We start from the raw sequence: 15,534 nt of genomic DNA, 5'->3' as shown, positions 1-15,534 counted from the left end.
AGCAGGTTACTTGAGTGCAGCAGCAGCGCTGGTCACGGGATGTTCTGGCAATTGCAGTTGCACGCAAGTGCCTTGACCTGGGGTGGAGTAGATCTGCACGTGTGCGCCAATGGACTGCGCCCGCTCATGCATGATGTGTTGCCCCACATGCTGGGTGCTGATCGTCTGCGCAGGCGCATAGCCTGTGCCATTGTCTTGCACACTGAAAGTCCAGCTGCGCCCCTTTTCAATGCGCAAGGTAACGGCACTGGCTTGCGCATGCTTGCGCACGTTAGAGAGCGCTTCTTGCACCACATGCAGCACCTGAATTTGCACATCCGATGGCAAAGGCAAACCGGCTCCCGTGACTACCAACTCCACTGCCAAATTGGTTTGGTGGCGGAATTTTTGCAGGGTCTCTTGCAGCGCGGCTTCAATGTCATCGGTATTGGTGCGGGTGCGAAAGTGCACCAAGAGTTCACGCACATCGTTGATGCTTTCTTTCAAGCCCGCATCGAGCTCATCGATCACGCTTTGCACCTGTGGCTGCGGTGCTTGCTGGGTAGCATGGCGCAGTAGTTGAACCTGAATTTTCAGGAAAGCCAAGGACTGGGCAATCGAGTCGTGCAGTTCACGCGCCAGCAAAGCCCGCTCTTCGCTGACGGCGGCCTCTCGCTCCAGTGCCGATGCACGCAAACCCTCCAGCGCACTGGCCAAGTGGCTTGCCAAGGCGTCCAGTAGCTCGGTTTCTTCGCTGGACAGCACCATGGATTGGCGAAAAAACAGATTCACCTCACCCAGCAAGCGCTGCTGCAAACGCACGGGCACGCTGACCATGGTTTCGTAACCCACTTTGGCACACGCACGCTGGGGTGCACTGTCCAAGCTGTGGATGGGAATCACCCGAGTACGGGTATCAGGCGTGCCACAAGCACAGGCACCTGCCAACAGGCTGTGCTCATGGTCTTGCATTTCTTGCGGAAAACAGTCTGAAGCCAACATCACAAACCGCTGGTTGGCTTCATCAGACCAGCGCACTGTGACGGCATCGGCCCCCATGACTTGGCGCAAGCGCTGGGAGAAACCTTGGGACATCTCTTCGATAGAGTTCACCCCAGCCAAAAAATCGCTAAAGCCATAGAGGGTTTCAATGCGAGCGCGCTGCGCCTCAATACGCTGGGTTTTGGCAAGCACTTGGGCCTCCAAACCATCGACCATGTCTTGCAATCGCGCCGCCATGCCATTAAAGCCTTGGGCTACCAAGGCGAATTCGTCTTGGCTATCCACTTCGATGCGCGCACGAAAGTCCCCTTTTTCCACCAAACCCAAGCCTTTTTGCAATTGCACCAAGGGATTGATGACGTACAGATAGCCGGTGTAGAGCATCACCACAGCGGCAAAAATGGCCAAGGCCATCATGATGAACTGGAACAAATTGAGCACCGCTGTCAGCTTGGCCAAATGCTGCTCAATGGCGCCCACCAGTCCATCGATAGCGGCTACCAAAGCATCGGCTGACTCCAACACCGGTTGTTGCTGACCTTGTCCCACCGGCATCTGGCCCACCCACTCAGGCCTTTGCGCTTGCCACAGCAACTGCACCGCCGCAAAACGTGCGCGCACACTCTCATCCCAGGGCACAAAAAGCGGACGGGCAGGATCGCCCTGCTCCAAGGTTTGCAAAGTACGATCCATCTCTTGGATACGCTGCATGCGCAGTGCTTGATCCAGTCCTGCCTGCATTTCACTGGCCATGCGCCAACTGCGCATGCGCATACGCCCGGCCTCGTTGACGGCGGCAGCGCCACCCTCCAGTTGCCACGTGACCCACGAGGTCAAGCCTATGGACGTCAAGGCCAACAGCAACAAGGTGACCCCAATGCGAATCAGCTTGCTGGAAAGAGAGGTGCTGGACAACAGCGTCATGGGGTGTTCAATGCGGGCAAAAAATCGAGAACCCGCACTGTGACGCAGCCCAGCACAGTTCGGCGGGCCCACCAACAAATGGATTGACTTAAGTCAAACAACAGCCGTGCATGCCGCGCTCCCAAGCACGGCCTGCACTGGGTTTATGCCCACAAACTGGCAAAGCTGAGGTAGGGCACCAGTTGGCCATGCTCAACGGTCTGACCGGCAGGCACATCCACCAAACCATCTCCCCACACGGTCGAGGTGAGCACGCCCGAGCTTTGGCTGGGAAACAGCTCCAAACCACCTTCGGCACTGCGGCGCACACGCAAAAATTCACGGCGTTTATCGGCTGTAGAGCGCATGAAATGGGCTGGAGCAGCTATAAATTTTGTAGCATCGAGCGCAGACTCCATAGAACCTTGCAAGCGCAGCAGCAGCGGGCGAACCAGCAGCAAACAGGTCACCAAACTGGCCACCGGGTTGCCGGGCAAACCGGCAAACCACGCCTGCTGACCGGCATGCTGCAAGCGACCAAACGCAAAGGGCTTACCAGGTTTGATAGCGATCTGCCATACATCGACAGTGCCCATGGACAGCACCGCAGCGCGCAAGTGGTCTTCCTCCCCCACCGACACGCCGCCACTGGTCAACACCAGATCGTGCCCGGCCACGGCAGCGCGCAAGGCGTCTTGGGTGGCAGCCAGCGTGTCGGGGACTATGCCCAAATCGGTCACCTCACAACCCAAGCGCTGCAGCAGGCTGTGCAACACAAAGCGGTTGGAGTTGTAGATGGCACCGGCTGGCAAATCGTGTGGAGCCACTGCTCCGGGCATGATGAGCTCATCCCCTGTGGTGAACAAGGCCACCCTTGGGCGTGCGGCCACCTGCAAACTGGCACGCCCCACGCTGGCAGCCAAACCCAACGCAGCAGGCGTAAGGCGCTGGCCAGCCGACAGCACCACGGCGTTGTGTGCCACATCTTCCCCCGCACGGCGGATGTTGTTGCCCAATCGCGCAGCCGAAGGGCTGCCTGCTTCGGGCAAGCGCAACAAGCTGGGCTGATCGGCGCGCTCCTCTAGCGTGCAATGCTCTTGCATCACCACCACATCGGCACCGGGGGGGATGGCCGCTCCAGTGAAAATACGCGCAGCCGACCCCGGCTGCAAAGATTGGGGCTGGCTACCGGCTGGTACGCGCTGCAATACCGGCAGGCCGACAGACGCCGGGCCGCTGGCCAAGGCCACATCGGCCATGCGCAAGGCATAACCATCCATGGCGCTGTTGTCAAAGCCCGGCACCTGCAAGGGTGACACCACATCCTCAGCCAATACACGACCATCGGCTTGCAATGTGGGCAGCGTCTGCACGCGCCCTAGTGGCTGCACCATGTCGTGCAAGCGCTGCAACACGTCATCAAGGGGAAGCAAAGCGCGCATGGTGCAGGTTACCTCTTTCCGTCCGTCAAGCGCACACGCGGGCTATCAGCGCCTTGACCTGGGCCACATCGGCCGGCATGACCTGCACCCGCTTGGGCAAGGCTTCAATGCCGTTGAACTTGGCTGGGCGTTCAGGCTGGCGGCCAATGGCCTCTTCAATAGTGGCGGCAAACTTGATGGGCAGGGCAGTCTCCAGCACGATCATGGGAACGCCGGGTTCACGGTGCTCCAGCGCCACCTTCAGGCCATCGGCGGTGTGGGTGTCGATCACCATGCCATGCTGCTCCCAGGTGGTGCGGATGGTGGCCAAGCGGTCTGCGTGCGTGCTCTTGCCACTGACAAAACCGTAGCGGCTGGCGGCATCGGCAAAGTGGGCATCGCCGCTCAAGTCAAAGCGCCCTGCTTTGGCCAACTGCGGGCCAAACAAATCGGCCACACGAGCGGCATCACGGCCCAGCAGGTCGAACACAAAGCGCTCGAAATTGCTGGCCTTGCTGATGTCCATGGAGGGGCTAGAGGTCTCGAAGGTATCGGCACTGCCGCGCACACGGTACACACCGGTGCGGAAGAATTCATCCAGCACATCGTTCTCATTGGTCGCCACCACCAACTTGGCAATGGGCAGGCCCATCATGCGGGCCACGTGACCAGCGCAGACGTTGCCGAAGTTGCCGCTGGGCACGGCGAAGCTGACCTTCTGGCTATTGGTTTGCGTGGCTTGGATGTAGCCCGCAAAGTAGTACACCACTTGGGCCAGCAAACGCGCCCAGTTGATGCTGTTGACCGTGCCGATGCGGTACTGGCGCTTGAATTCCAAATCGTTGCTCACGGCCTTGACGATGTCTTGGCAGTCGTCGAACACGCCGTCGATGGCGATGTTGTGGATGTTCTCATCCATCAGGCTGAACATTTGGGCCTGCTGGAACGGGCTCATGCGACCGTTGGGGCTGGTCATGAAGACGCGCACGCCCTGCTTTCCGCGCATGGCGTATTCAGCTGCACTGCCGGTGTCGCCACTGGTGGCACCCAAGATGTTGAGCGTCTCGCCACGGCGGGCCAGCTCGTACTCGAACAAATTGCCCAAGAGCTGCATGGCCATGTCTTTGAAGGCCAGTGTGGGGCCATTGGACAGTGCCTCAATCAGTACCGGCTCCAAGCCAGAGCGGGCCGATGGATCGTCCAAGTGGCGCACGGGGACGATTTCGCCAGTGCCAAACACCTCGGCGGTGTAGGTCTTGCGGCACAGGGCGCGCAGATCATCGGCCGGAATGTCGTCGATGTAGAGCGACAAAATCTCAAAGGCCAAGTCCGCATAGCCCTGCTGCAGATACACCTCGCGCCAGCGCGCCAAGGTGGCATCGCTGACTTGCGGATAGTGCTCGGGCATGTACAAGCCGCCATCGGGCGCCAAGCCTTCGAGCAGGATTTCACAAAAGCGCTTACGGTCTGGGTGACCACGGGTGGAGAGGTACAACATCAGGCCAATTCCTCTTTGCGGATACGAACGATAGGGGCCAACACAGTGGGCAGGTTTTGCATCTGGGCTTGGGCCGTGTTCATCTTGGCCTCTTGGCAATCATGGGTCAGGATGATGAGGTCGGTCTGACCCGATTCATCGCCGCTGGCGCGCTGCAGCACGGCGTCGATGTTGATGCCCGACTCGGCCAACAGACCCGTGACTTTGGCCAACACGCCGGTTTGGTCGGCTACGCGCAGGCGCAGGTAGTAGCTGGTGACGACCTCGCTCATGGGCAGCACAGGCAGGTTGCTCATCGCATCGGGCTGGAAAGCCAAGTGCGGCACGCGGTGCGCGGGGTCTGCCGTGTGCAAACGGGTGATGTCCACCAAATCGGCGATCACCGCACTGGCGGTGGGCTCGCTGCCAGCGCCCTTGCCGTAGTACAGCGTAGTGCCGACCGCATCGCCATGGGCCATGACGGCGTTCATGGCGCCTTCTACGTTGGCAATCAAGCGCTTGGATGGGATGAGCGTCGGGTGCACGCGCAGTTCCACACCATGTGCGGTGCGTTTGGTCACGCCCAGCAGCTTGATGCGGTAGCCCAGTTGCTCGGCGTACTGGATATCCGCCGCTGCCAACTTAGTGATCCCTTCCACATAGGCCTTGTCGAACTGCACGGGAATGCCGAATGCAATCGCACTCATGAGCGTGAGCTTGTGCGCAGCATCAATCCCTTCAATGTCAAAGGTTGGATCGGCTTCGGCATAGCCCAAACGCTGGGCTTCTTGGAGCACCACCTCAAAGTCCAAGCCCTTGTCACGCATCTCGGACAGGATGAAGTTGGTCGTGCCATTGATGATGCCTGCCACCCATTGCAGGCGGTTGGCCGTGAGGCCTTCGCGCAGCGACTTGATGATGGGAATACCACCGGCCACTGCAGCCTCGAAAGCCACCATCACCCCCTTGGCCGATGCAGCGGCGAAAATTTCGGTACCGTGCACCGCCAGCAAGGCTTTGTTGGCCGTCACCACGTGTTTGCCTGCGGCAATGGCTTCGAGCACCAGTTCGCGCGAGAGCTCGTAGCCCCCCATCAACTCGACCACGATGTCGATATCGGGGTTGGCAATGATGGCACGGGCATCGGCCACCACTTGGGCTTTGTCGCCCACAATGGCACGGGCTTGCTCCACATTGCGGCGCGACACCATCGTCACCTCAATGCCACGGCCAGCGCGACGGCGAATTTCCTCTTGGTTGCGCTGCAATACGTGGAATACACCGCTACCCACGGTGCCCAAGCCAATCAGGCCAATTTGTATCGATTTCATACGTTTTCAGTCTCTAGAGCCCGTCGGATGGGCTGGTTACGCTATCAAAACTATAGCAATCAAAATCATGTCGCGTGGCGCTTGCGGTACGACTCCAGGAAGCGGGCAATACGCCCAATCGCTTCACGCAAATCGTCCTCATGCGGCAAAAACACAATGCGGAAGTGGTCTGGAGCGGACCAGTTAAAACCCGTTCCTTGCACCAGCATGACGCGCGTTTCGCGCAGCACTTCCAAGAAGAATTCACGATCATCCTCAATCGGGTAGACCTTGGGATCGAGCCTAGGGAACATGTACAGCGCCGCTTGTGGCTTGACGCAGCTAACCCCCGGTATGGATGTGATGAGTTCATAGGCCACATCGCGCTGGCGACGCAGGCGACCGCCTTCCTTGACCAAGTCTTGGATGCTTTGGTAACCGCCCAACGCAGTTTGGATGGCGTATTGGCCCGGCACGTTGGAGCCCAGCTTGAGGTTGGCCAGCATGGTCAAGCCCTCAATAAAGTCTTTGGCTATGTGCTTGGGACCTGAGAGCACCATCCAGCCTGCACGGTAACCACAGGAGCGATAGGCTTTGGAGAGGGAGTTGAAAGTCAATGTCAGCACGTCCGTAGACAAACTACCCATAGCCGTGTGCTGCACACCGTCGTACAGCACTTTGTCGTACACCTCGTCAGCCAACACCACCAAACCGAATTCACGGGCAATTTGCAAAATACCTTTGAGCACCGCATCGCTGTAAAGCACACCCGTGGGGTTATTCGGGTTGATGACGACGATGCCCTTGGTACGTGACGTCACTTTGGCACGGATGTCGGCCAAATTGGGTTGCCAGTTGTTGTCTTCTTCGCACTGGTAGTGCACAGGCGTTCCACCCGATAAGCTGGTAGCGGCTGTCCACAAAGGGTAATCGGGGGCAGGTACCAGTAATTCGTCACCGTTGTCGAGCAAGGCATTGCACGCCATCACGATCAATTCGCTCGCACCATTACCCAAATAAATGTCTTCCAACGTGACGCCAGCGATGCCTTGCTGCTGGGTGTAGTGCATCACTGCCTTACGGGCGGAAAATATACCTTTGCTATCGGAATAACCTGCCGAGTTGGGCAGATTGCGGATCATGTCTTGCTGGATTTCCTCTGGGGCATCAAAGCCAAACGGCGCCAGATTGCCGATATTGAGCTTGATGATCTTTTGTCCCTCCTCTTCCATCTTCTTCGCCGCATCCACGATAGGCCCACGAACGTCGTACAAGACATTGGCCAATTTGGCGGATTTCTGAATCGTTTTCAAGGCAACTCCGATAGCAGTAAGGGTTAAGGGGGAAACCTATAATTTGACCACAAACTTTTCCCCCATCTCCCGCCATGAAACTGATTCCTGACACACTGCAAGGCCCCTCGATACAAGCTTACGGGCCAGGATGGATTGGCGTGAGTGGCCAAAAGCACAGTGGCGGCCTGCTGGTGAGCAGCCAATACGGCGTCCAAGCATGGGATGTGCAGCAGTTTTCTGACCTTGATTTGCACCACATGGAAGCACTGGGCAATATGGGAGCGGAAATCATCATTCTTGGGACAGGCCAGCAACTGCGCTGGGTTCCTGCACCTTGGATGGCCAAGCTCGGACAAAAACGCGTGGGCTTGGAATGCATGGATACAGGGGCTGCATGCCGCAGTTACAACTTCCTCATGGCGGAGGGCCGCAAAGTGATTGCAGCACTTCTACCGTTATAGCCAAACGGCATAGCCTATTTCGGGTAAAATACTGGGTTGCGGTGACCGCCCCTTTCTGTCACAGGGACGCGCTGCAAAACAGCTACAGCATATTGCGGGCTGTTGCCTCACCTACAAAATATTCCTATGGCGATTGTTGTTAACAAACCACTCCCAGAATTTGAAGCCAACGCCACTGGTGGCATCAAGGTCAGCAACGTATCGCATCTCGGTCAAACCGTGGTGCTGTATTTCTACCCCAAAGACAACACCCCTGGCTGCACGACTGAAGCAATGCAATTCCGCGACAAATACAAAGACTTCACCAAGGCTGGTGCAGTGGTGTTTGGCGTGTCACGCGACAACATGAAATCGCATGAAGATTTCAAAACCAAACTCGAATTGCCTTTTGAGTTAATTGCCGACACCGAAGAGAAGATGTGCCACATGTTTGGCGTCGTGAAAAACAAAATCATGTACGGCAAAAAAGTCAAAGGCATTGAACGCAGCACTTTCCTCATCGGCCCTGATGGCATTGTCAAAGCAGAATGGCGCGGACTGAAGGTTCCAGGCCACGTGGAAGAAGTGCTCAAAGCAGTGAAAGCAGTGAAAAAAGGTATCGCAATCCCCGCACCTGCTACAGACGCAGCAGCAGCTTAGGCACCACACTGATGCAAGCCATAGCGCCTTTTTAGGCGCTATTTTTTTGTCTTTTTGCATGTTGTCTTGACCGGGGTATGAGTCGTGCATAATGGTTCGCATGCCATTGCCATCTGCACCTTCCAAGCGCGCCGACCGCCTGCAAGCCTCGGCTTTTGAAAACCAAGCAGCACCTGCTACCAAGAAAGTCAGTCGCAAAAAACCAGCGTCGACCCTACAGGAACTAGCGCCCCCCGCAGTAGTAGCCCCCCCGCAAAAACCACTTGCTGAAGTTGTGCTTAGCAACAACGTGCCAACCAGTACCCCAAGCAACGCACGAAAACGAGCAGCAACGGCACCTGTCACACGCAAAAAGACAACAGGACCGAAAAAATTGTTCGTGCTTGACACCAATGTGCTCTTGCATGACCCGATGTCTTTGTTCCGCTTTGAAGAGCACGACATTTTCTTGCCCATGATCGTGCTAGAAGAGCTGGATGGTCATAAAAAGGGCATGACCGAGGTAGCTCGTAACGGCCGTCAAACCAGTCGCATGCTGGATGCCCTAGCCGCTGCGCCAGGCGCAGACATGACTTTGGGCTTTGACCTGAGCAGCACCGGCAACAAAGATGCCCAAGGGCGACTACTGTTTCAAACCCAAGCACTGGACTACAAGCTACCGCTCAGCCTTCCCCAAGGCAAAGCCGACAACCAAATTCTGGGCGTGGTAGAAGCACTGCGACAAATTCATGCTCCCCGTGAAGTGGTGCTGGTGTCCAAAGACATCAACATGCGCGTCAAGGCACGTGCACTCGGTTTGGCCGCAGAAGACTACCAAAACGACAAGGCCCTCGATGATGGGGACTTGCTCTACTCTGGGGCATTGGCATTGCCCGCCAATTTTTGGTCTACCCATGGCAAGCACATCGAGAGCTGGCAGCAAGGCCCCCACACCTTTTACAAAATTGAGGGACCACTGGTACCGCAACTGCTGATCAACCAGTTTGTCTATTTTGAAGCCCCATCTGAACCCAGTCTCTACGCACGGGTTACCGAGATTCGTGGAAAAACGGCCATTTTGAAAACACTGAAAGATTTCAGCCATCTCAAAAACGCTGTCTGGGGCATCAATACACGCAACCGCGAACAAAACTTCGCGATGAATTTGCTCACAGATCCTGAAGTGGACTTTGTCACACTGACTGGTACAGCAGGTACGGGCAAGACTTTGATGGCATTGGCTGCCGGCTTGACGCAAGTACTGGATGACCGCCGCTACACAGAAATTATCGTTACCCGAGCAACCGTCAGTGTTGGGGAAGACATAGGCTTCCTTCCCGGTACTGAAGAAGAGAAGATGGGCCCGTGGATGGGCGCCCTAGACGACAACTTAGAGGTGCTGGCCAAGAATGACACAGGGGCTGGCGAATGGGGGCGAGCAGCTACCAATGATTTGATTCGAAGCCGGATCAAAATCAAAAGCATGAATTTCATGCGTGGTCGCACTTTCTTGAACAAGTACGTCATCATTGATGAAGCACAGAACTTGACACCCAAACAAATGAAAACGCTCATCACTCGTGCAGGCCCGGGTACCAAGATCATTTGCATGGGCAATTTGGCACAGATTGATACACCCTACCTTACAGAAGGATCTTCTGGCTTGACCTATGCCGTAGATCGCTTCAAAGGGTGGCCACACAGTGGGCACATTACCTTGGCCCGTGGCGAGCGTTCGCGTTTGGCTGACTTTGCAAGTGAAGTCCTCTAAACGCTCTACTCTATCTGCTTAGAGTGTGGTGAAGGCGTTATCAGTAATCGCCTTCACCATATCCTCGTGCCAAGTTTTCAAATTTGGTGAATTTGTTCAGATAGGCAAGCTTCACTGTTCCGGTTGGGCCGTTACGCTGCTTGGCTATGATCACTTCAGCAACACCCGGCTCTTTGCATTGATCTTTGGTGTAGTACTCATCACGGTAAATGAACATGATGATGTCCGCATCCTGTTCAATAGCGCCAGACTCTCGCAAATCACTCATCATCGGACGTTTATCGGGCCGCTGCTCCACACTTCGGTTCAGCTGCGATAGTGCAATAAGAGGACATTGCAATTCACGAGCAAGCATTTTCAGGCCACGGGAAATTTCACCCAACTCGGTCGCTCGGTTTTCACCGTCACCACCACTACCACTCATCAACTGCAAATAGTCAACAACAATCAAACCCAGCTTGCCACATTGGCGGGCCAGTCGGCGAGCGTTGGCACGCAACTCGGAGGAACTTAAACCTGCCGTTTCATCAATATGGAGAGAGATTGTGCGCAAGCGTTCAATCGCATCTGTCAATCGAGGCCATTCTTCATCGCTGAGTTTGCCTGTTCGTAAATGCCCTTGGTCAATGCGTCCAATCGACCCCACGATACGAACCGCTAGCTGTGCAGCCCCCATTTCCATCGAGAAAACGGCAACGGGCAATCCCTCATTCAAAGCGACATGCTCGGCAATGTTAATAGCCAAAGCCGTTTTCCCCATGGAAGGGCGGGCTGCTAACACGATCAAATCACCTGGCTGCAAACCCGCCGTCATGCGGTCAAAGTCATAAAAACCAGTTGGTACCCCCGTGACGTCATTCGGGTTATCTGCCATCTCCTGAACGCGATCCAGCAAATTCACGACCAAGGAATCCATTGACTGAAAACCTTGGCGATTACGCTTACCCTGCTCTGCAATATTGAATATTTTTTGTTCTGCTTCATCCAGCAGCTCAGAGACTACTTTTCCCTGAGGATTGAATGCATTGGTCGCAATTTCTTCGCTGGCCGATACCAGTTTGCGCAATACCGACCGATCGCGCACGATTTCTGCATAGCGACGGATATTTCCAGCACTAGGTACATACTGTGCCAAGGCATTGAGGTATGCCACACCACCTATATCTTCCGCTTTGCCTTGTACCTGCAAGAACTCATAAACCGTGATGACATCTGCAGGCTTATTGGCATTGATCAGGTTGGCGATCGCGCCAAAGATCAGCTTGTGTTCAAAGCGATAAAAGTCTGCATCCAGCAGCAGATCAGCAACGCGATCCCATGCTTGGTTGTCCAACAGCAACCCCCCTAGCACGCTGGATTCTGCTTCGATGGAGTGAGGTGGTACACGCAAACGCGCTATTTGTGGATCAGCTTCTATTGTGATTCTGGATGAAGATTCTTCTGTCGCCATATGTCAATTCCTTAGTCGCACATGCTACCTCTTCTACAGTTGAGCGAGGCAACTCCTAACCATGCAAACGCAATACACAATGCGCAATAAAAAAGCCGCTGCAAAGCAGCGGCTTTCGAGCAAGCAGAAAATCTGCTTAGTCAGCTTCGCCGTAAACAGAAACGGTGATATCCACTACAACATCCGTGTGCAGTGCGACACTCACTGTACTGTCACCAATGACCTTGATAGGGCCATTGGGCATACGCACTTGTGCTTTGGCAACAGCAAAACCAGTTTTTGCCAATTCTTCAGCAATATCGTAGTTGGTGACAGAGCCAAACAAACGACCATCTACACCAGCCTTTTGGCTCAGTTTGATGGTCTTGCCAGCCAACTTCTCACCTTGGGTTTGCGCTTGAGCCAATTTTTCAGCTGCCGCTTTTTCCAACTCAGCACGCTTGGCTTCGAATTCAGCTTTAGCGGCTTCCGTAGCACGGCGTGCACGACCAGAAGGAATCAAGAAATTGCGAGCGTAGCCGTCCTTGACCTTCACCACATCACCTAGGTTACCTAGGTTGACTACTTTTTCCAGCAGAATGATTTGCATGGTTTTTATCCTTAAATCTTGTGCTGGTCAGAGTAAGGCAACAAAGCCAAGAAACGAGCACGCTTGATAGCAGTGTTCAATTGGCGTTGATAAATAGCGCGGGTACCTGTCAAACGAGCAGGGATGATTTTGCCGTTTTCAGCAATGAAATCACGCAATGTATCGACGTCTTTGTAGTCAATTTCTTCAACACCAGCCACAGTGAAGCGGCAGAAACGCTTGCGCTTGAACAACAGGGATTGGGTATTGCGCTTGGGGCGCTTGTCTTTATTGAAACGTTTGGGACCAGCCATCATGGGCTCCTATTTCACTAGGTTTATGCAGCACACAGACTGCATATATATTATTCAACTTAAGCTTGATACTCAGCTTGCTGAGCCTTGCGCGCATCTTCGCGCTCAACAGCCTTCATCATCAATGAAGAACCTGTTTCTGCTTTTTTCTTCAGCACCGTCAAGTGACGCAAAACTGCATCATTGAAGCGGAAGGCATGCTCCAATTCTTCCATGACAGCTTGGCTGGCTTCAATATTCAGACACAAATAATGGGCTTTTGCTAGCTTATTGATCAAGTAGGCCATTTGACGACGGCCCCAATCTTCCACGCGATGAATTTTGCCACCACCAGCTGTAATGGCGCCCTTGTAGCGCTCCAGCATAGCAGGAACCTGTTCGCTCTGATCCGGATGGATCATCAAGATGATTTCGTAATGACGCATAACACTCCTTTAGGATTTCCCCTACGGGTAAGAAAGCCACCCTAGCGTCAGCAGGGCGGCAAGGCAATCTAGCATTATAGCTTGGTTTAAGCGACGCGATAGGCAGCGTACGTCACTTGATCAGGAATTCTTCCTTGTTTTTTCCTGCCAACCATTTTGGCGCAATGCCACGCCCGGTCCATGTCGCACCGGTCATTGGATCACGATACTTAGGTGCCACTTTTGATCCTTTTGCAACCCCAGTTGTCTTAGCTCGAGCAGTAGAAAAAATATCCTCTGGAGTCAGTTGATATTCCGCAACCAGTGCTTTTACTTGAGAAATAGCAGACGAGAGTTCTTGCTTACGGGCTATTTCTATTTGCTGCTCAAGAGCCGTTTTTTGCTCAATTAGTTCTTTTAGAGAAGGCATATATTCGACCTCGGGTTAAAAAAGAAACTATATTCTATCGAGTATTTCCAATAAATACCAATAAAAAAGCCCGCTTAGAGCGGGCTTTTAGCAACTGGGGTGGCTGATGGGACTCGAACCCACGACAACAGGAATCACAATCCTGGACTCTACCAACTGAGCTACAGCCACCGAAGACTCAAATTATACACTTTTTTCAAGCAATAAAGAGAAAGCAGCCTTGCTTCACTGCTATTTTTTCGTACTGACCTTGAATTCGGTCTTCAAGCTTTGGTAGAAAGCATCTCCTTCTGCGGCTAAACGTGCTTGTGCTACTCGATTGCTACCGCCAGCATTACTGGGCGCCTCCAAAATCTTGCGCACAACCACGACAGCTCCGCCTCCTTGGGGTAAATCTACTTTTTGGATGGCTGGCAACTTCGCCGTTGAAACACGCATCACAGCATCCTTAACCACTTCTGGAAGGTCTTTGCTTGCACGAGAAACAGTGACAGTCGATCCAATACGGTCATCCTTCTGCCCCAAGAAAATTGCTTTTGCATTTGCTGCATCACGTGCCAATACAGATGCCTTTTGATTTGCTAGCAATTTATATACTTCAGATTTGGCTTGGGAGTAATCCAGTGGCACAGAGGGTGAATGCGCCAGTACTCGCACTGAAACAATTTGCGTTGGTGACAGATCAATAGGTTCCGAATTGGTTTTGACGGTAGCTGCATTGCCAAAGATCCAATCTCGAACCTTCTGGTTGCCAGCTACAGCATCTTGAGTTGATCCAGCCAGATTAACCAAACCACTTACTCGGACAGGATTAATAGCAAGCTTCTTGGCTGCACCAACATAGCTATCAGGCTCTTCATAGACAGACGATGCCAAGATTTCGGCCATTTCTGCAAATTTCTTCTGAGCAAGTGCGCTGCGCAGCTCTTTCTCTAATTTGGCACGCATTGACTCCAAACTAGGTACGGATGGCTTTTTGATATCGGTTAATTGAATAATGTGGAACCCATAGTCAGTCGCAATCAAATCGCTGATTTTTCCTTTTTCCATCGAAAATACAGCGTCCTCGAATGACTTCACCATAGCACCACGCGCAAAGAAATCCAAATCGCCCCCCTTGCTTGCAGAGCCAGGATCATCCGAATACTGCTTTGCTAGCTTTGCAAACGAGGATGTATTGCTTTTGACTTGATTCAAAATTCCCAACGCTTTCGCTTTTACTTTCTCGCGTTCAGCACTTGGCAAGTCTTTGTCTGCTGCAATCAGAATATGACTGGCTCTGCGCTCTTCTTTGCTTGCCAGTTGTGAGGCATTTTTCTCGTAGTAGTCCTTCAGTTCAGCATCAGAGATCACCACTTGTTTAGCAATTGCATCAGCACTTAGCAGCAAATATTCGACATCCACTTTTTCTTCTGACTTGAAATTTTCATTATGGGCATCAAAGTATGCTTTTGCCTCGGCATCAGTAACTGACACTTTGGAAAGGTAGTCCTTGGGATCGAAATATTGCAACTCTACTTCTCGTTGCTGACCATAGGCCTGCCATGCCAGTTGGGCATTGGATTTAACCAAAAAGTCGGATGCGGCCAAAGCGGCAAACACTTGGCGCCCCGTTAATTCATTTCGAAATTGAGCCTCAAATGCAGTTGGCGTTAGACCTTGGGCTGCCAACAATTGTTTGTATTTATCATAATCCAGAGTACCGTCCGCTTTTTTCAAGCTTGCAATAACAGGAATTTTTTGCAACTCACCAGCCAAACGCGCATCTGTCGTCGCCAAATGGTTGCGCTGTATATAAGCCTGAACCAACTTAGCCTGAATCAACTGGTCTAAAGTGGCTTGCTTGGCCTTTTCTGATTCAAGCAACTTAGGGTCAACGTTCACACCTGATGCGCGTATGCGATCAACTTCGTTTTTATGCGCTTGGTCCCATTCTTCCTGAGTAATGGACTTGCCATCTACAGTGGCAACAGATGCACCCTTGGTAATAAATCCTTTATATCCATCTACACCAACCATGACAAATGCAACAATGATCAGCAGAAATAAAGGCGCAGCAAAAAATTTGGTATTGCGGCGAACAAAGTCGAACATAAAAACCCCAAGCTAAAAAACAAAAACGAGGACTTAG

14 protein-coding genes and 1 tRNA gene are annotated in these 15,534 nt (G+C 53.4%); 3 read left to right on the top strand and 12 right to left on the bottom strand.

Annotation, left to right across the window (positions count from 1 at the left end; all coding sequences use genetic code 11):
* Positions 1–6 precede the first annotated feature (6 nt).
* The 5 genes from KIK84_RS12380 to KIK84_RS12360 all read right to left on the bottom strand — a co-directional run bounded on the left by KIK84_RS12380 (position 7) and on the right by KIK84_RS12360 (position 7,405).
* Positions 7–1,905, bottom strand: coding sequence for a type IV pili methyl-accepting chemotaxis transducer N-terminal domain-containing protein (locus tag KIK84_RS12380; protein ID WP_214123413.1), 1,899 nt, complete (start codon positions 1,903–1,905; stop codon positions 7–9).
* A 143-nt stretch (positions 1,906–2,048) separates the two neighbouring features.
* Positions 2,049–3,326, bottom strand: coding sequence for a molybdopterin molybdotransferase MoeA (locus KIK84_RS12375; protein ID WP_214123412.1), 1,278 nt, complete (start codon positions 3,324–3,326; stop codon positions 2,049–2,051).
* A 25-nt stretch (positions 3,327–3,351) separates the two neighbouring features.
* On the bottom strand, positions 3,352–4,803 hold the full coding sequence (gene thrC / locus KIK84_RS12370; RefSeq protein ID WP_214123411.1) for a threonine synthase: 1,452 nt from the start codon (positions 4,801–4,803) through the stop codon (positions 3,352–3,354).
* Positions 4,803–6,113 carry a homoserine dehydrogenase gene (locus KIK84_RS12365; protein WP_214123410.1) on the bottom strand — a complete coding sequence of 437 codons (1,311 nt, stop codon included), beginning with the start codon at positions 6,111–6,113 and terminating at the stop codon, positions 4,803–4,805. The genes thrC and KIK84_RS12365 overlap by 1 nt, the downstream gene beginning before the upstream one ends.
* Before the next feature lie 65 nt (positions 6,114–6,178).
* Positions 6,179–7,405 (bottom strand): pyridoxal phosphate-dependent aminotransferase, encoded by a 1,227-nt coding sequence (locus KIK84_RS12360; RefSeq protein ID WP_214123409.1) that lies wholly within the window; start codon positions 7,403–7,405, stop codon positions 6,179–6,181.
* Positions 7,406–7,479: 74 nt separating this feature from the next.
* Here KIK84_RS12360 and KIK84_RS12355 point away from each other — a divergent pair, with 74 nt between their 5' ends.
* The 3 genes from KIK84_RS12355 to KIK84_RS12345 all read left to right on the top strand — a co-directional run bounded on the left by KIK84_RS12355 (position 7,480) and on the right by KIK84_RS12345 (position 10,237).
* A complete protein-coding gene (locus KIK84_RS12355; RefSeq protein WP_214123408.1) occupies positions 7,480–7,848 on the top strand; it encodes an Mth938-like domain-containing protein in 369 nt (122 codons plus the stop codon).
* Positions 7,849–7,974: 126 nt separating this feature from the next.
* Positions 7,975–8,487: a peroxiredoxin gene (locus tag KIK84_RS12350; RefSeq protein ID WP_214123407.1), complete on the top strand. Its 513-nt coding sequence runs from the start codon at positions 7,975–7,977 to the stop codon at positions 8,485–8,487.
* A 100-nt stretch (positions 8,488–8,587) separates the two neighbouring features.
* Positions 8,588–10,237 carry a PhoH family protein gene (locus KIK84_RS12345; RefSeq protein ID WP_214123406.1) on the top strand — a complete coding sequence of 550 codons (1,650 nt, stop codon included), beginning with the start codon at positions 8,588–8,590 and terminating at the stop codon, positions 10,235–10,237.
* A gap of 40 nt (positions 10,238–10,277) precedes the next feature.
* Here the strand turns inward: KIK84_RS12345 and dnaB are convergent, their stop codons facing one another.
* From dnaB to KIK84_RS12310, 7 genes are all read right to left on the bottom strand, one after another.
* Positions 10,278–11,687: a replicative DNA helicase gene (gene dnaB, locus KIK84_RS12340; RefSeq protein ID WP_214123405.1), complete on the bottom strand. Its 1,410-nt coding sequence runs from the start codon at positions 11,685–11,687 to the stop codon at positions 10,278–10,280.
* Positions 11,688–11,823: 136 nt separating this feature from the next.
* Positions 11,824–12,276, bottom strand: coding sequence for a 50S ribosomal protein L9 (rplI, locus tag KIK84_RS12335; RefSeq protein WP_214123404.1), 453 nt, complete (start codon positions 12,274–12,276; stop codon positions 11,824–11,826).
* An 11-nt stretch (positions 12,277–12,287) separates the two neighbouring features.
* Positions 12,288–12,569: a 30S ribosomal protein S18 gene (gene rpsR, locus KIK84_RS12330; protein ID WP_214123403.1), complete on the bottom strand. Its 282-nt coding sequence runs from the start codon at positions 12,567–12,569 to the stop codon at positions 12,288–12,290.
* A gap of 59 nt (positions 12,570–12,628) precedes the next feature.
* Positions 12,629–12,994, bottom strand: a complete 366-nt coding sequence (rpsF, locus tag KIK84_RS12325; protein WP_214123402.1) for a 30S ribosomal protein S6 — start codon at positions 12,992–12,994, stop codon at positions 12,629–12,631.
* 112 nt (positions 12,995–13,106) lie between these two features.
* Positions 13,107–13,403 (bottom strand): H-NS histone family protein, encoded by a 297-nt coding sequence (locus tag KIK84_RS12320; RefSeq protein ID WP_214123401.1) that lies wholly within the window; start codon positions 13,401–13,403, stop codon positions 13,107–13,109.
* A 95-nt stretch (positions 13,404–13,498) separates the two neighbouring features.
* A tRNA-His gene (locus tag KIK84_RS12315) sits at positions 13,499–13,574 on the bottom strand.
* Positions 13,575–13,634: 60 nt separating this feature from the next.
* Positions 13,635–15,497 (bottom strand): SurA N-terminal domain-containing protein, encoded by a 1,863-nt coding sequence (locus KIK84_RS12310; protein WP_214123400.1) that lies wholly within the window; start codon positions 15,495–15,497, stop codon positions 13,635–13,637.
* Positions 15,498–15,534: the final 37 nt, after the last annotated feature.

Source organism: Curvibacter sp. CHRR-16 (assembly GCF_018474005.1).
Lineage (GTDB): Bacteria > Pseudomonadota > Gammaproteobacteria > Burkholderiales > Burkholderiaceae_C > Allorhodoferax.
This window is presented reverse-complemented; position numbering and strand designations above follow the sequence as displayed.